The sequence below is a fragment of the Arthrobacter sp. 10L424 genome (genome assembly GCF_056395325.1).
In genome coordinates, this window is sequence record NZ_JBFTJH010000017.1 from 1 (window position 1) to 14,521 (window position 14,521).

Consider the following 14,521-nt stretch of genomic DNA (forward strand, 5'->3'; position numbering starts at 1 on the left):
GCTCAGCTCAAGACTCTTGGGACCAAGCTGCAGGCCGGTTCGTCCGAGATCGACAAGCAGAGGTCGCTGCTGACCAAGGTGCTCGAGGGCACCGACTGGAAGGGCCCGGACGCCGACAAGTTCCGCAGCGAATGGAACGGCCAGCACGTAGCCGCCCTGGCCAAGGTTTCCCAGGCGTTGCAGGAGGCCGGCAAGCAGGCCAGCCGCAACGCCACCGAGCAGGAAAGCGCTTCGCGCTAGGCAGGCAGCCCGCACACTCAACCGGCCCGGACGCAGCAGCGTCCGGGCCGGTTTGCGTCAGACCCCCTTACGGTACGGGTTCGACGTCGTTCGCATGGTCGAGCGCTGCCGGCACCGCCGCCCCACCGGCGCCGGACGACGTCCGGAGCTCGTCCAGCCGGACCAGCACGACGCCGCCGACGATCAGCAGCCCGCCCGTGAGCTGGATGGGACCGGGCAGCTCACCCAGCAACAGCCACGCCCAGATGACGGCGAACAACACTTCGGTCAGCGACACGAAGGAGGCCACCTTGGAACCGAGGGCCCGCGCCGCCACAATTCCGGAGACGTAGGCCAGCACCGTGGCCAGCACGATGAGACCGCCCAAAGCCACCCACCAGGGGGTGACCCAGGGGCCGAGCCGGGTGTCGGACGTGCTGAAGGCCATCGGCAGGAGGCCGGTCGCGGCGGCGAGCCACATGGTGACGGCACCGACCATGAGCCCGCTGGAGGCAAGGACGATCGGCGGGAGGGTGTCGTTCTCCTTGGCGGTGATGAAGAAGTAGATGGCCAGGCAGACGGCGGCCGCGATCCCCCACAACACGCCGATGACGTCGATCTTGACGGCTCCCGTCAGGTCCAGGACCAGGACCAGCCCGCCCAGTGACAGCAGGGTTCCGGCGATGGTCAGGGGCCGCGGACGCCTGCGGCTGGCGGCCCAGAGCCACAGCACGATGATCACGGGGGCGAGGTATTCCAGCAGCAGGGCAACCCCTACCGACAGCCGGGACACCGCGTTGAAATAGAACAGCTGGCAGGCGGCGACCCCGATGAATCCGAAGAGCATGATCGTCAGCCAGTTGTCCCTGAGTTGATGCCAGCGTCCGCGCAGCGCCACAATGGCGGGAACGGCAAGGATGAGCGCGGCCCCCGTGAGGCGGGCGGTGACGGCCGCGCCGGGGGTCCAGCCGGTCTCCAGCAGCGCCTTGGCAAAGGAGCCGGAAAGGCCGAAAACCGCCGAGGAGAACATGGCGACCCCCAGGCCCGATGCCAGGAAGCCCGTCGCCGCGCCGGGCTTTCCGGCGTCGGGTTTTCCGGCGGACTGCGTTCCGGAATCCATCGTGACCGGTGCTTCGGCGGTGCGGCGTGCGGCAGACACGGGCTGCCTCCTGTCAGGAGTAAAGTAGGGTTATGCTCATGACAGTACGCCAGGCTAACGTAAGGAGTCAAGATGCTTTTTGCCCCTGACACAGAAATCGCCTTGCGTTCCGTGGTGAACCTGATTAACACCGCGGCCAACGGGGATGAACAACTCGCCACCACCCAGGATCTGGACCGGTTCCTGGCGGCGGAGCAATTCGCCGGCTCACGGACCCGGGACGCGGCCGAGTTGGCCGGCGTGCACCGCCTCCGCGGGGAGCTTGCCGCCCTCTGGCTCGCGGACGAGTCCGCCGCAGTGGACACCCTGAACCGGCTGCTGCGGGAGGCGCAGGCACTCCCCCAACTGGTCAAGCACGATCAATGGGACTGGCACCTGCACGCCGCCACACAGGAAGCGCCGCTGGCGGACCGGATGAGCACGGAGGCCGCGATGGCCCTGGTGGACGTCATCCGCAGCAAAGAGATGGACCGCATGCTGGTGTGCGCCGCCGAAGACTGCGACGCCGTCGTGCTGGACCTCAGCCGGAACCGCTCCAAGCGCTACTGCGATACCGGAAACTGCGCGAACCGCGCCCATGTGGCAGCGTATCGGGCACGGAAAGCCGCGACCTGAGCCCGCACCTCACGGACGGGTCCGGACGTGGCGCCGGGACGACGGCGCGCCGCACTTCCTAGCGGGGGTCGCCGCCGGAGGTGTCACGGGGACCGTCCTCGGTGCCGGCGCCCGGGGCGTCGGCTTCCGCCCGGGACTGGGCCGGATGGCCGCCGTGGCCGGAGTTCCTGGAACTCAGGTTGACGCCGGATCCCTTGCCGAGATATTCGGCGTTGGGCTTATGGCCCATCGAAAGCATGGCCAGCACCACCAGGATCACGATGAAGGCGATGCCCGCGGCAATGAACGCGAGGTCAAAGCGGGGCATCTTCGCGGTGCCGCCGGAGGCGAAGATCAGCGTGGCGATGAAAGCCAGCACAGCCCAGAAAGCGGAGAACATGAGCGGCCCCTTGACCGATGTCCGCATCTTGCGCGGTTCTCCAGATTTCTGCTGTGCCAAGGTGCTTTCCTCCTGCAGCCGACGCCGCCAGGCGTGGCAGTTGTGATACCGCAATCGTTCTACGCAAGGTAGAACCTGTCCCTACTAGTTTACGGCCTCCGCGGAATCGGCCCGTGCATCGTGCCGAAGGGTCAGGCCGGCCAGTGCCCAGAGCACTCCACTGATGATGGCGCCGCCGCCGGCGACCCCGAGGAGGGCGTGCGGACCGAGGTCGATGAAGAACGGCAGCAGGCCCGCCGTGCCCAGTGCGACGGCGCCGGAGGCCATCCAGTCCCGCGCGAGCACGGACCGGCCGCGGTGGGTGATGCCGAGACAGAGTTCTGCAGCGCCGGCAAGGCCAAGGCCCAGGGCCGCCAGCAGCCCGAAAACGAGGCTGCCCGGGATGAGCGCGACCGCGGCGCCGGTCCCTGCCAGCACGGCACCTGCGGCGGAAAGCATCTTGCCTGGTGCGGACCCGGCCCTGAGGCCCGTCCTGTTCACGGTCCAGAGCAGCACCACGCCGGTGGCCAGCAGGTAGAGGCCGCCGGCCCACCCCATGGCCTCCGGTGACGGCGACGCCCAGAACACGGTCACGGCACCGAAGGCGAGTGCGATGGCGGCCCGGACCAGCACAGGTTTCCAGAGGTCCGCCGCGGCGGGAAGGGCGGCGGATGCGTCAGGGGCTGCATGGAGAGTCACCCGCCCAGTTTAGTGCGTCACTGCGGGCCGAGGACCATCCACCGGTCCGTCCGGGCGCGGAGGCCCAGGGTCACGGCCCTGGCCGCCATGTAGCCCAGCGAGAACGCCGCCCACAGCCAGAGCAGGCCCGCGCCGCCGGCGGCGCCGGACTGCCCAACGGCCAGCAGCAGCGGCAGGTACACGGCGAGATTCACGACGCCGGCAATCGCCAGGTATTTCGCGTCTCCCGCACCGATCAGCACGCCGTCCAGGACAAACACATAGCCGGCGATCGGCTGGCCGGCGGCAAGCACCCACAGGGCCAGCGTGAGGGCGGCCTGGACGTCGGCGTCGGACGTAAAGAGCAGCCCTGCCCACGGCGCCGCGACGGCCAGCAGGATTCCGGTGAGCACACCGAAGCCGAGGCCCCAGCGGACCATGGTCCCGGTGAGCTCCCGCGCGGCCGACGGGCGGGACGCCCCGAGCTCCTTGCCGATCATCGCCTGCGCAGCAATCGCGAGGGCGTCCAGGGCGAACGCCAGCAGGGTAAAGACTGTCATCGCCAGCTGGTGGGCGGCCAGGTTCACCGGCCCCTGGGCCGTGGCCACGACAACCGTGGCGAGGATCGCGATGCGCAGGCTGAGCGTCCGCAGCATCAGCCACGAGCCCACCTTGGTCAGGGCACGGACGCCGCGCCAATCGGGCAGCAGGGACACCCCGTGGTTGCGGGCGTTTCGCTGGACCATCACCACGTAGACCAGGGCCATGGCCCACTGGGCGATGCTGGTGCCGATCGCCGAGCCGGCGACGGACCACTGCAGCCCGTAGACCAGAAAAAGATTGAGCACGACGTTCAGCGTGAATCCGGCGGCCGCCACAAGGAGCGGGGTCCGCGTGTCCTGCAGGCCCCGCAGCACGCCGGTGCCGGCGAAGATGAGCAGCATCGCCACGAGTCCGGGCATCGACCAGCGCAGGTACTCCACTGCGAATGTCCGCACCTCTGCGCCGGCACCCATCAGGTCAACGAGAGGTTCTGCGGCAAGGAAGCCGGCCGCGGCCAGGACGATTCCGAGGAGCAGTGCGAGCCAGACGCCGTCTCGCCCGGCCGCGAGGGCCCGGGGCAGCTGGCCGTTGCCGACCGCCCGCGCCACGGCCGGCGTGGTCGAGTAGGCGAGGAACACCATCAGGCCCACAACCGTGTGCAGCACCGCCGACGCGAGTCCGACGCCGGCCAGCTGGGCCACGCCGAGATGTCCGACGATCGCCGCATCGGCGAGGAGGAACAGCGGTTCGGCAATCAGCGCACCGAAGGCCGGCACCGCGAGACGCAGGATCTCCCGCCGCCGGGCGGCCGCGGACGGCAGCGTGGCGGGGGTCTGGGCAGAGGCAGGCACGGAACCACCCTAACGGCACTTCCGGCGTCGCCCGGCTTCGCATTAGTTGACTTTTCAAGTACGTACCGGAACACTAGAAGTTGAATCTTCAACTAAATCCGTGGCGGCCCGCAGCCGCCCTTCCTACGTCAGAACGGCACCCTATGAACCAGTCCACACTCACCACCTCGGCCCGCACCATCCTTCGGATCGTCGCGGGATTCCTCTTCGCCGCCCACGGCTGGCAGAAATTCAATGAGTTCACCATTGCCGGCACCCAGGCCGCCTTCACACAGATGGGTGTCCCGGCCGCCAACGTCGCGGCCCCGGTCATCGCCACGCTGGAACTCGTCGGCGGCGTCGCGCTGATCCTCGGCGTCCTCACCCGCGTGTTCGCTGCCCTGCTCGCCGTGAACATGCTCGGCGCCCTGTTCCTGGTCCATGCCCCGGCCGGAATCTATGCCGAAACGGGCGGCTACGAACTGGTGCTGATCCTGGCTGCCGCCGCCCTGGCAGTGGCCCTCGTCGGCGCCGGAAAAGTCTCCGTGGACAAGGTCCTGTTCGGCCGCGGCGGCTCCAGGCTCAGCGTCCTGGCATAAGGAAACCACCGGCGCCCCTGCGGCGCGCGGCAGCGGGCGGTCACCTCCGGGTGGCCGCCCGCCGTCGTATCCGCCCCCGACCGCCGGGCACGTGTGGCGTCCCGGCCCGTATTTGTGTCCCCGCCCGCGACGCAGCCCCGGGCGGTCAGTAAACTCTGACCATGAGTGAGAACGCCGCCAACTCCGTGACCCTGCGCTTCCTTGCGGCCCCCACGGACGTCGGCCACAGCGGTTCGGTCGACGCCGGAACCGTACTCGAGTGGGTGGACAAGGCGGCCTATGCCGCCGCGGTGGGCTGGGCCAAGTCCTATTGCGTGACGGCGTATGTGGGCAACATCCACTTTGCGGATCCGGTCAACAGCGGGGACATGGTCGACGTCGAGGCGACGATTGTCTACACGGGCCGGTCCTCCATGCACATCCGCACCGTCGTGTCCTCGGGGGATCCGAAGGGCGGCCCGGCCTCGATGCGCAGCCAGTGCATGGTGATCTTCGTGGCCGTCGGCGCGGACGGCAAGCCCATCCCGGTGCCGCAGTTCGAGCCGGTGACGCCGGAGGAAATCGAGCAGCGGGACCATGCGCTGGCGCGGATCAAGGTCCGCGAGGACATCGTCCAGGCGATGAGCGGACAGGAATATACCGACGCCGGAACCGCCGAGAATGTGGTCCTGCGCTTTGTGGCCGCCCCCACGGATGTGAACTGGGGCGGCAAGGTGCACGGCGGCATCGTGATGAAGTGGATTGACGAAGCGGCCTACGTGTGCGCTTCGCGGTACTGCGGGATGGACACGGTGGCGGTGTTCTCCGGCGGGGTGCGCTTCTACCGCCCGCTGCTGATTGGCCACGTGGTGGAAGTCGAGGCCCGGCTGGTCTACACCGGAACCAAAGGAATGCACATCGCGGTCCATGTCCGCTCGGGCGACCCGAAGGGGCGCGACCTGGAGCTCACCACCTACTGCCTGACCGTGATGGTGGCGCGCGACGAGCACGGCACGTCCGTCCCGATCCCGCCATGGGTGCCGGTGTCCGAGGAGGACAAGCGGCTGCACGCCCATGCCCGCGAGCTGCTGGAGATCCGGGGCCGGGCGCCGGGGAACCGGCTGCCCAACCACCTGCTGCGGGCCGGCGGCGCTTAGCCGCGTACGGCTAGAAGCCGCCGCCGCCGGCGTCGGCCGCCATGTTCGCGAACCGCGAGTAGTGGCCCTGGAAGGCGACCACAATGTCCTTGGTGGGGCCGTTGCGGTGCTTGGCGATGAGGATGTCCGCCTCGCCGGCGCGCGGCGATTCCTTGTCGTAGACGTCCTCACGGTGCAGCAGGATGACCATGTCGGCATCCTGCTCAATGGAACCTGATTCACGAAGGTCCGAGACCATCGGACGCTTGTCCTGGCGCTGTTCGGAGCCACGGTTCAGCTGCGACAGGGCAATGACGGGAACCTGCAGCTCCTTGGCCAGCAGCTTCAGCGCACGGGAGAATTCGGAGACTTCCTGCTGGCGGGACTCCACCTTCTTGCCGGAGCTCATCAGCTGGAGGTAGTCAAGGATGACGAGCTTGAGATCATGCTGCTGCTTCAGGCGGCGGCACTTGGCCCGGATTTCCATCAGGGACATGTTGGGGCTGTCATCGATGAAGAGCGGAGCCTCATTCATCCGGCCCATGGTGGTGGCGATCTTGGACCACTGCTCATCCTTGATGGTGCCCTTGCGCAGGTCCTGGAGGCCGATCGTGGCCTCCGCGGACAGCAGGCGCATGGCGATCTCGTTCCGGCCCATTTCCAGCGAGAACATCACGGTGGCGAGGTTGTTCTTGATGGCTGCGGAGCGGGCGAAGTCCAACGCGAAAGTTGACTTGCCGACGGCGGGGCGGGCGGCGATGACGATCATCTGGCCGGGGTGCAGGCCGTGCGTGAGCTCGTCGAGTTCGTAGAAGCCGGTGGGGACGCCGGTCATTCCCTCCTCGCGGTGGCCGGACGCCTCGATCTCATCCACGGTGGACTCCATGACGTCCTTGAGGACCACGTAGTCCTCTGCGGTGCGGCGCTCCGCCACGGCATAGATTTCCGCCTGGGCCTGGTTGACCAGGTCTTCAACCTCGCCGTCCTGGCCGTAGCCGAGCTGGACGATCTTGGTGCCGGCATTGACCAGCCGGCGCAGGACCGCGCGTTCACCCACGATTTCGGCGTAGTAGCCCGCGTTGGCGGCAGTGGGAACGGTCTGGATGAGCTCGTGAAGGTAGGCAGGGCCGCCGATCCGGTTGATCTCACCCCGTTTGGTCAGTTCATCCGAGACGGTGACGGCGTCGGCAGGTTCGCCGCGGCCGTAGAGGTCGATGATCGCTTCATAGATCGTCTCGTGCGCGGGACGGTAGAAGTCCACGCCCCGCAGGATCTCGACGACGTCGGCAATGGCGTCCTTGGACAGCATCATGCCGCCCAGGACGGACTGCTCGGCGGGAATGTCCTGCGGCGGCTTGCGGCTGCCTTCGGCTCCCCGGGTCCCCTCGACTGAGTCCAGATGCGTAACTGACAAAACTGCCGTCCTTCATTGTGTGCCGCGGCGGATATCCGCGCCGGCGACGCGTATGCCATGGGCCTTGGTGCCCCGTGGCGTCGACCCGGCGTATCTCCGACGGGTTAAGTCCTATCAGCCGGCTCCGACACTTTGGCAGCCTTCCGGCACTGCCGGTTTTCCACAGTCCGTCCGTGCCCTTGCGGGTCAGAGGTTGCAGGAAGGCGTCGGGCAGCCAGCACCGGATTTCGGTATCCAAAGCTCGATCTCCAGCAACGTTATCCCCCGATCCGGCAGGCACCAACCCGACTGGCCGACGCGCCTGTGGATAACCTGTGCACTAGTGCCTTCTGCTTGTGCACAGCCTGTGGGAACAGCTGTGGATAGAAAATTTGTTGTTGCTGCATTTAGCCGCTGACCTGCGGAAACGCTGCATTCATGGTGTGGACACAAAAGAATTTTCGGCAAAGCTCATCCACAGCCCGCGGGCTGCGGCTGGGGATAGCGGGCGGCACATGAGGCCACACTCGGCCGGAAATATGCACATTAAGTGATGGTCCTCACGGAAGCTCCTCAGGATGGGCTGCGATGGCCGGGACCGGCGGCGCCCCGCATGCCGTTCGCGGCATGTGCTGTGGATAACTGCGATCTGGCATAAGCTCTTCATATGGGCGATGTATTGCTGGTCATACTGCCTGCCCTCCTCCTGGCAGCAGTCCTCTGGGCGTTTGTTACGGCCCTCAAGCCGCGCAACTTCGGCATGTCCGACGCGGAGCGCTACCAGCACGAACTGGCAGTCCGTTCGCAGGCGCACTACGCCGCACAGGTGCAGGCCGCCACCGCAGCCCGCGCCCGCGTGGACGCAGTTACCAGGCCCAGCCAGAACGAACAGCAGCAGTCACAGCAGGCAGATAACGCCCGCCAGGCACTACGCGCCCAGGCGGGATCCGCGCCCGCCGCCGGGCAGCACGGCTACCAAGGACCTGTACTGCCCGGGGGCCAGCTCAATCCCCAGTTCACCCTGCAACTCCAGTCGCTGGCCCGGAACGGCAAGAAGATCCAGGCCATCAGGCTGCTGCGGCAGGCAACCCATTCAGATCTTTTGACCGCCAAGAATTTTGTAGATCGGCTGTAGCTTCATGGAATCCCTGCTAGTCCCCCTCCTGATTCTGGCCTTCGTCGGTGCCGGGGTCTTGATCGGCGCCCGCGTCCTCGGCCGCCGCCGCGCCCGGCCCCGGGCGGACACTGCGCCCCGGCCCGCACGCGACCCGCTTGAACTCGCCCGCACAGCCGCGGCCAAGCTCAGCCAGGACCAACACCGCCGCCTCTACGCGCTGATCGCCCAAGGGCAGGCCATGGCGGCCATCAAGCTGTACTTCGAGGCCACAGGAGACGGCCTGCGCGCCTCGCGGGACGCCGTGGGCGCCTTGGCGGCGCATCCGCAGCCATTCCGGCCGGAGGCCCCCGAGGAGGAGCCGGCCGAGGACGACGACGACGCTCCGCAGCGGTTCGCGTACCGGTACCGGGCGATCGCCAGCAAGGGCGATGTTACGCGCGAGGTCAGCAGCAACATGCTCAACGACGAGATCTACGGCAGGATCCGCACCCTGGCCAGAAGCGGCGATACCGAGGCCGCTGCCGAGGCCCTCACCCGCCACTCGGACATCTCCATCAAGCAGGCGCGCGAATTCATCGCCCTGCTCGAGGACTGACCTCCGGCCCCAGCGGCTAGAAGTCGAACAGTTCCCCGAGCCAGCCTTCCTTCTTCTTGGGGCGGCGTCGCTCGTCATAGCGCGGCTGGTCATAGCGGGGCCGGTCCCGCTCGTCGTACCGGCGGTCATCATAGCGGCGGTCATCCGGCCGCCGGCCGTCCCTGCGCGGGTCCAGGTTGTAGAGCGGCGGCGGGATGTGGCCGGACGGCACCGATGCCGGTGAAGCCGGCGGCGGCACCGGCACTGCGGGACCCATGGTCTCCGCAGCACGGTCAAGAATCTTGTCCAGCTCGCCCCTGTCCAGCCATACCCCGCGGCACTTGGGGCAGTAATCGATCTCGACACCACTGCGTTCGCTCATAATCAGGTCAATTGAATCCACGGGACATTTCATGTCCCGCACAACGACCAGGAGGAACTAATAGTTCGCCGTGCCTGCCGGCGGCGTCAACGCCGGCCCGAAATGCCGGCGAGCAGTTGTTCGAACGGCAGCGACTCCAGTGCAGCCTGCGTGGGCTCGGGCTGCGTGCCCTGCAGCAGTCCGACGAACTCCCCCGCCGCCCGGTCGATCCGCGTTGACAGGGGCGAGCCGCCGTCGTCGTTGTTCCCCCAGTCCTGGGGACCGGCAAAGACGGCCGTCGGGGCGGTGCGGGTGCGCAGGTACGTGAACAGCGGCCGCATGGCGAAGTCCAGGACCATTTGGTGCCGGTCGGTTCCGGCGGTGGCGCCGAGCAGTACAGCCTTTCCCGCCAGGGATTTGGGGTCCAGGACGTCGATGAAGGACTTGAAGAGGCCGCTGTAGGACGCGCTGAAAACGGGGCTGACGGCAATAATGCCGTCCGACGCCTGGACGCCGGCAATCACCCCCGCCAGCTTCGGTGCCGCGTAGCCGGTCACGAAGTTGTTCGCGATATCCACCGCAAGGTCCCGCAGCTCCACAACTTCGACGTCGGCTGCGTATCCGGCCGCAGCGAGCTGGCGTTCTGCGGACGCGGCCAGCTGGTCCGCGAGCAGGCGGCTCGACGACGGGACGCCGAGTCCGGCGGAAAGGACGGTGATACGGCGGGTTTCCACGGAGTGCTCCTGGTGTGAGGCGGGGGCCGAAGCCCTGATGCATGCGTTTGCATCTACCTGTAGAAGCGGGGCCCAGCGCCGTTTATTCCCACGGTCGTTGCGCTACCACCTTTGGGCCCTAAACGGCCGGAATGGCAACCAGGACTGACAGGGCAACGGAGGGGGTCAGAGCAGGACTAAGCCCTCGATGCAGCTCACAGAGCTGCCGCCGACCCAGATGTCGTCCCCCGCCGCGTCGATGTGGACCCTGCCTGCCCGGCCCAGCACCGTCCCCTGCGCCGCAATGTACGACTCCGGGGCCCGGCCGCTGCGGATCAGCCACTGGGCTGCCCCGGCGTTGAAGCTGCCGGTAACGGGATCTTCCGCCGCGGCGTCACCCGGTATGAAGGTGCGCACCTCGAAGCCGGCCTCGGATCCGGCGGGATGGGGGCCGATGACGCCCACCTTGAGCCCGGCCATGGCCGCGTAGTCAGGCCGGATCCCCAGCACCAGCTCCGCCGACTCCAGCAGCACGCCGATCCAGTCCGGGCCGTTGACCAGCCAGGAGGCATCCAGCAGCGCCTCACGCGGGATCCCCAGGCCGGCGGCAACGCGGGCCAGGTCCTCCTCCCCCACGGGTCCCGAGCGAGTCAGGGGCGGGGCCGCGAAAGCCAGCCGGCCGCCGTCGCGCCTTACCCTGACAAGCCCCGCCCCGCACTCCTGGACCAGCACTCCGTCCTGCCGGGGGATCCCGCCGGCCTCAAGCCAGGCATGCGCCGAGCCCAGGGTGGGGTGTCCGGCAAAGGGGAACTCTTCGCTGCCGGTGAAGATCCTGACCCGGTAGTCAGCGCCGGGGTCCGTGGGCGGCAGCAGGAATGTGGTCTCGGAGAGGTTGGTCCAGTTGGCAAACTGCTGCATGGTCTCCGCCGAGAGACCCTCGGCGTCGACGACAACCGCCAGCGGGTTGCCACGGTAGGGCTCGGACGAGAAGACATCCACCTGCCCGAAGGGCCTCAGACGGGGCGCAGGTGCAGGATTCAAAGTCACCGCAGCAGGCTATCACCGGCGGCGTTGCGGCTGACAAGCCTGCCCCGGTCTGGGAGACTGCCCACATGACTGTGAACAGGACCCGCGCCGATACCCAGCACAAGGCTCAGAACAAGACGGTGGCAACCGGTGCGTCCGTCGAGGAGTTCCTGGCCGCCGTCGAGCCTCCCGTACGCAGGGAGGACGGCCTCCGGCTGCTGGACCTGATGTCCGGGATCACGGGACAGCCGGCCGAGATGTGGGGCCCGACGATTGTTGGCTTCGGCACCTACCACTACAAGTATGAAACCGGGCGTGAAGGCGACGCTGCCGCCGTCGGCTTCTCGCCGCGGAAGGCCAGCCTGTCGCTCTACGGCCTGACGTACGGCCCCGAGGCGGCTGACCTGCTGGGCAGGCTGGGGAAACACAAGACGGGCGCGGGCTGCCTGTACGTCAACAAACTCCAGGACGTCGACGAGGCGGTGCTGGCCGAGCTGATCCGGAACGGATACCGGCACGCCACCACGGTGCTTCACCACGGCTGAGTGTCCCGCCGAAGCAACGCAGGGTCACTTACGGCCCATAACGCCGGGCACCATGGACCGTAAGTGACCACGCGTTGGAGTTAAGCAGAAAGCCCCCGCGTCCGGTTCCCAGGGGAATCCGGAGGCGGGGGCTTTCCAGCAGTTCAGTCAGTCGAAACGACTACTTGCCTGCGACTACGTCGAGGTCGATCACAGCGGCAACGTCGTTGTGCAGACGGACGTTGGCCTGGTAGGAACCAACCGACTTAATGTGCGTCGGCAGTTCAACCTTGCGCTTGTCGATACGGCCAAGGCCAGCGGCCTCAACAGCGTCAGCAACGTCGGCCTGCTTGACGGTGCCGAACAGGCGTCCGGTCTCGCCGGCCTTGACAACGAGCTTGACCGGCTTGGCGGAGAGTGCAGCGGCCTGCTTCTGAGCGTCTTCCAGGGAAGCGTGCTCGCGGGCGGCGCGGGCAGCCTTGATGGACTCAACCTGCTTCTCGCCACCCTTGGACCAGGTCAGGGCGAAGTTGCGGGGCAGCAGGTAGTTACGTGCGTAACCGTCCTTGACCTCGACAACATCGCCTGCAGCACCGAGACCGGTTACTTCGTGGGTCAGAATGAGCTTTGCCATGTTAGTTAATCCCTTCCTTAGCCGCGGCCAGCGCCGGAGTAAGGCAGCAGAGCAACTTCGCGGGCGTTCTTGATTGCCTGTGCGATCTTGCGCTGTTCCTGCACCGTGACGCCAGTGACGCGACGGGCGCGGATCTTTCCGCGGTCGGAGATGAACTTGCGCAGCAATGCTACGTCCTTGTAGTCGATGACAGTGATGTCAGCGGCCTTCAAGGGGTTGGACTTTGGTTTGGGCTTACGGAGTTCAGCCTTAGCCATCGTGGAGCTCCTATTCGATGGAGCCCGTGGATATTGATCCACGGGATGGTGGTGATCCGACGGCGGTCAGCGCCCGTCCGCCTCGCGGCGTCCGGCGGGGTCCGTCGTCGAACCTTAGATGTTGTTTAGAAGGGAGGTTCGGAATCCGGGCCGTTGCCCCAGCCGCCGCCTGCATTGCTGACCCCGGGCGTGGCCCACGGGTCATCCTGCTGCTGTGCGGGCTGGTTGCCGCCCCAGGTTCCACCCGAGTTGCCGCCCTGGTTTCCACCAGAACCGCCACCGAAGCCGCCGCCGCTGTTGCCGCCGCCGAAGCCACCCTGGGCACCGTTGCCGGCACCCCCACCGCCGGAGCGCTGGGTGCGGTTGACCTTGGCGTTGGCGTAGCGCAGGCTGGGGCCGATTTCATCGACCTCAAGCTCGATAACGGTGCGCTTCTCGCCTTCCTTGGTTTCGTAGGAACGGCTCTTCAGCCGGCCGGAAACGATCACGCGCATGCCCTTGGTCAGGGACTCGGCGACGTTTTCGGCGGCTTCACGCCATACCGACGCGCGGAGGAACAGGGTTTCCCCGTCCTTCCACTCATTGGACTGGCGGTCGAAGGTGCGGGGAGTAGACGCGATGGTGAAGTTCGCTACTGCCGAACCTGACGGTGTGAACCTCAGCTCGGGGTCATTGGTGAGATTGCCAATAACCGTAATAGTGGTTTCGCCTGCCATCTACTGCCTCCTTGTTCGTTCCTGCGGGGGTGAAGAGTGAAAATTCGGAGCTGAGATTACTCAGCAACAACCTTCTGCTCTTCGGGGCGGGTGATCTTGGTGCGCATGATGGTCTCATTGAGGCTCAGCTGGCGATCAAGTTCCTTGGCGGTAGCCGGCTCAGCGGTGAAGTTCACCACGGCGTAGATACCTTCAGACTTCTTCTGGATTTCGTAAGCCAGGCGACGACGGCCCCAGATGTCAACCTTTTCGATGGTTCCACCATCGGTCGTGATGACGTTCAGGAACTTCTGAAGCGTTGGCTCAACGGTACGCTCTTCGACCTCGGGGTCGATGATTACCATCAATTCATAAGGACGCATATGTGAACCCACCTCCTTTGGGCTAAGCGGTTACGGCATTTCCGTAACAGGAGGTTCATTTGCGGTGCCATGTGCCCGCATTCCCCCAGGAACGGGGGCAGGGCGCAGCACAGACTTCAATAGCTTAGTGCATTGGGACCGGATTCCGCGATTCCCTGCCTGTCCAGGGTAGGCGGTGCCGGCCAGGTCCCGGAAGCAGAGCCGGCCTTTATGTGGACAACCCTGTGCCATGATCGGGGAATGACCACCGGATTCCCCTCCACCAGCCCTGTCCGACGCAGCCGGCTGCGTTTTGCGGCGATGCTCGTCGCAGGCGCAACCGCAGCCGCGGTCACCGGACTGACCGGGCACTGGGTGGCAGCTCCCGCCGCGGGCTGGGGTGTCGCCGCACTGACCTACGTCGTGTGGGTCTGGCTCGCGATCGGCCGCTTCGACCCCGACGAAACCCGCGCGCATGCAACAACAGAGGACCCGTCCCGCAGCATCACCGACCTGCTGATCCTGGCAGCCAACGTCGCCAGCCTCGGCGCGGTGGCCGCCGTCGTCGTTGATTCCCATAGCGGCGAAGGCAGGTCCGGTCTGGGCGGCGGGCTGCTGGCGCTGGCGTCAGTGGCCCTGTCCTGGCTGCTGGTGCAGACGCTGTTCACGCTGCGGTACGCGGAGCTGTA

General features: G+C 66.8%; 20 protein-coding genes. 8 read left to right on the top strand and 12 right to left on the bottom strand.

Annotation, left to right across the window (positions count from 1 at the left end; genetic code table 11):
- A partial coding sequence (locus AC1DC5_RS18795; protein ID WP_441405599.1) for a hypothetical protein occupies positions 1-240 on the top strand: 240 nt, incomplete at its 5' end.
- Positions 241-307: 67 nt separating this feature from the next.
- On the opposite strand, the gene AC1DC5_RS18800 is transcribed toward AC1DC5_RS18795, so the two are convergent.
- Positions 308-1,339, bottom strand: a complete 1,032-nt coding sequence (locus AC1DC5_RS18800) for an EamA family transporter (RefSeq protein WP_476866177.1) — start codon at positions 1,337-1,339, stop codon at positions 308-310.
- A gap of 111 nt (positions 1,340-1,450) precedes the next feature.
- Here AC1DC5_RS18800 and AC1DC5_RS18805 point away from each other — a divergent pair, with 111 nt between their 5' ends.
- Positions 1,451-1,993 (top strand): CGNR zinc finger domain-containing protein, encoded by a 543-nt coding sequence (locus tag AC1DC5_RS18805; protein WP_476866169.1) that lies wholly within the window; start codon positions 1,451-1,453, stop codon positions 1,991-1,993.
- Positions 1,994-2,051: 58 nt separating this feature from the next.
- On the opposite strand, the gene AC1DC5_RS18810 is transcribed toward AC1DC5_RS18805, so the two are convergent.
- The 3 genes from AC1DC5_RS18810 to AC1DC5_RS18820 form a co-directional block, all read right to left on the bottom strand.
- Positions 2,052-2,432 carry a hypothetical protein gene (locus tag AC1DC5_RS18810; protein WP_441407262.1) on the bottom strand — a complete coding sequence of 127 codons (381 nt, stop codon included), beginning with the start codon at positions 2,430-2,432 and terminating at the stop codon, positions 2,052-2,054.
- 84 nt (positions 2,433-2,516) lie between these two features.
- Positions 2,517-3,110, bottom strand: coding sequence for a hypothetical protein (locus AC1DC5_RS18815; RefSeq protein WP_476866170.1), 594 nt, complete (start codon positions 3,108-3,110; stop codon positions 2,517-2,519).
- Between the two features lie 17 nt (positions 3,111-3,127).
- Entirely contained in the window at positions 3,128-4,483 is a 1,356-nt protein-coding gene (locus tag AC1DC5_RS18820; RefSeq protein ID WP_441407260.1) for an MATE family efflux transporter, read from the bottom strand.
- Positions 4,484-4,626: 143 nt separating this feature from the next.
- Between AC1DC5_RS18820 and AC1DC5_RS18825 the strand changes: the two genes are divergently transcribed.
- A complete protein-coding gene (locus AC1DC5_RS18825) occupies positions 4,627-5,061 on the top strand; it encodes a DoxX family protein (protein ID WP_476866171.1) in 435 nt (144 codons plus the stop codon).
- A 161-nt stretch (positions 5,062-5,222) separates the two neighbouring features.
- On the top strand, positions 5,223-6,197 hold the full coding sequence (locus tag AC1DC5_RS18830; RefSeq protein ID WP_441407258.1) for an acyl-CoA thioesterase: 975 nt from the start codon (positions 5,223-5,225) through the stop codon (positions 6,195-6,197).
- Positions 6,198-6,207: 10 nt separating this feature from the next.
- Here the strand turns inward: AC1DC5_RS18830 and dnaB are convergent, their stop codons facing one another.
- On the bottom strand, positions 6,208-7,590 hold the full coding sequence (gene dnaB / locus AC1DC5_RS18835) for a replicative DNA helicase (protein ID WP_224048010.1): 1,383 nt from the start codon (positions 7,588-7,590) through the stop codon (positions 6,208-6,210).
- 646 nt (positions 7,591-8,236) lie between these two features.
- Here dnaB and AC1DC5_RS18840 point away from each other — a divergent pair.
- Positions 8,237-8,704 (top strand): hypothetical protein, encoded by a 468-nt coding sequence (locus AC1DC5_RS18840; RefSeq protein WP_476866172.1) that lies wholly within the window; start codon positions 8,237-8,239, stop codon positions 8,702-8,704.
- Between the two features lie 4 nt (positions 8,705-8,708).
- The gene (locus AC1DC5_RS18845; RefSeq protein ID WP_441407256.1) at positions 8,709-9,281 is read left to right on the top strand and encodes a hypothetical protein; all 573 of its coding nucleotides are present in this window, start codon (positions 8,709-8,711) and stop codon (positions 9,279-9,281) included.
- A 16-nt stretch (positions 9,282-9,297) separates the two neighbouring features.
- Here AC1DC5_RS18845 and AC1DC5_RS18850 read toward each other — a convergent pair whose 3' ends face one another.
- From AC1DC5_RS18850 to AC1DC5_RS18860, 3 genes are all read right to left on the bottom strand, one after another.
- The gene (locus AC1DC5_RS18850) at positions 9,298-9,663 is read right to left on the bottom strand and encodes a TFIIB-type zinc ribbon-containing protein (RefSeq protein WP_476866173.1); all 366 of its coding nucleotides are present in this window, start codon (positions 9,661-9,663) and stop codon (positions 9,298-9,300) included.
- Positions 9,664-9,728: 65 nt separating this feature from the next.
- Entirely contained in the window at positions 9,729-10,355 is a 627-nt protein-coding gene (locus AC1DC5_RS18855) for an FMN reductase (RefSeq protein ID WP_441407254.1), read from the bottom strand.
- Between the two features lie 165 nt (positions 10,356-10,520).
- The gene (locus tag AC1DC5_RS18860) at positions 10,521-11,381 is read right to left on the bottom strand and encodes a PhzF family phenazine biosynthesis protein (protein WP_476866174.1); all 861 of its coding nucleotides are present in this window, start codon (positions 11,379-11,381) and stop codon (positions 10,521-10,523) included.
- Between the two features lie 65 nt (positions 11,382-11,446).
- Between AC1DC5_RS18860 and AC1DC5_RS18865 the strand changes: the two genes are divergently transcribed.
- Complete coding sequence (locus AC1DC5_RS18865) at positions 11,447-11,905, top strand: DUF1801 domain-containing protein (protein WP_476866175.1); 459 nt, start codon at positions 11,447-11,449, stop codon at positions 11,903-11,905.
- Positions 11,906-12,065: 160 nt separating this feature from the next.
- Here AC1DC5_RS18865 and rplI read toward each other — a convergent pair whose 3' ends face one another.
- From rplI to rpsF, 4 genes are all read right to left on the bottom strand, one after another.
- Positions 12,066-12,518, bottom strand: a complete 453-nt coding sequence (rplI, locus tag AC1DC5_RS18870) for a 50S ribosomal protein L9 (protein ID WP_441407251.1) — start codon at positions 12,516-12,518, stop codon at positions 12,066-12,068.
- 17 nt (positions 12,519-12,535) lie between these two features.
- Entirely contained in the window at positions 12,536-12,775 is a 240-nt protein-coding gene (gene rpsR, locus AC1DC5_RS18875) for a 30S ribosomal protein S18 (protein ID WP_003800144.1), read from the bottom strand.
- 125 nt (positions 12,776-12,900) lie between these two features.
- The gene (locus tag AC1DC5_RS18880; protein WP_224048018.1) at positions 12,901-13,491 is read right to left on the bottom strand and encodes a single-stranded DNA-binding protein; all 591 of its coding nucleotides are present in this window, start codon (positions 13,489-13,491) and stop codon (positions 12,901-12,903) included.
- Between the two features lie 56 nt (positions 13,492-13,547).
- Positions 13,548-13,853 (bottom strand): 30S ribosomal protein S6, encoded by a 306-nt coding sequence (gene rpsF, locus AC1DC5_RS18885; RefSeq protein WP_056428835.1) that lies wholly within the window; start codon positions 13,851-13,853, stop codon positions 13,548-13,550.
- Between the two features lie 240 nt (positions 13,854-14,093).
- Here rpsF and AC1DC5_RS18890 point away from each other — a divergent pair.
- Positions 14,094-14,521, top strand: a 428-nt coding sequence (locus AC1DC5_RS18890) for a DUF1345 domain-containing protein (RefSeq protein ID WP_476866176.1), incomplete at its 3' end; no start/stop codon positions are given.

Excerpts from the sequence above, each read along its gene's own strand:
- rpsR (WP_003800144.1), bottom strand. The coding sequence starts at position 12,775 with ATGGCTAAGGCTGAACTCCGTAAGCCCAAACCAAAGTCCAACCCCTTG.
- AC1DC5_RS18800 (WP_476866177.1), bottom strand. The coding sequence starts at position 1,339 with ATGGATTCCGGAACGCAGTCCGCCGGAAAACCCGACGCCGGAAAGCCC.
- AC1DC5_RS18805 (WP_476866169.1), top strand. The coding sequence starts at position 1,451 with ATGCTTTTTGCCCCTGACACAGAAATCGCCTTGCGTTCCGTGGTGAAC.
- AC1DC5_RS18845 (WP_441407256.1), top strand. The coding sequence starts at position 8,709 with ATGGAATCCCTGCTAGTCCCCCTCCTGATTCTGGCCTTCGTCGGTGCC.
- AC1DC5_RS18830 (WP_441407258.1), top strand. The coding sequence starts at position 5,223 with ATGAGTGAGAACGCCGCCAACTCCGTGACCCTGCGCTTCCTTGCGGCC.
- AC1DC5_RS18880 (WP_224048018.1), bottom strand. The coding sequence starts at position 13,491 with ATGGCAGGCGAAACCACTATTACGGTTATTGGCAATCTCACCAATGAC.
- AC1DC5_RS18825 (WP_476866171.1), top strand. The coding sequence starts at position 4,627 with ATGAACCAGTCCACACTCACCACCTCGGCCCGCACCATCCTTCGGATC.
- rpsF (WP_056428835.1), bottom strand. The coding sequence starts at position 13,853 with ATGCGTCCTTATGAATTGATGGTAATCATCGACCCCGAGGTCGAAGAG.
- AC1DC5_RS18865 (WP_476866175.1), top strand. The coding sequence starts at position 11,447 with ATGACTGTGAACAGGACCCGCGCCGATACCCAGCACAAGGCTCAGAAC.
- rplI (WP_441407251.1), bottom strand. The coding sequence starts at position 12,518 with ATGGCAAAGCTCATTCTGACCCACGAAGTAACCGGTCTCGGTGCTGCA.
- AC1DC5_RS18840 (WP_476866172.1), top strand. The coding sequence starts at position 8,237 with ATGGGCGATGTATTGCTGGTCATACTGCCTGCCCTCCTCCTGGCAGCA.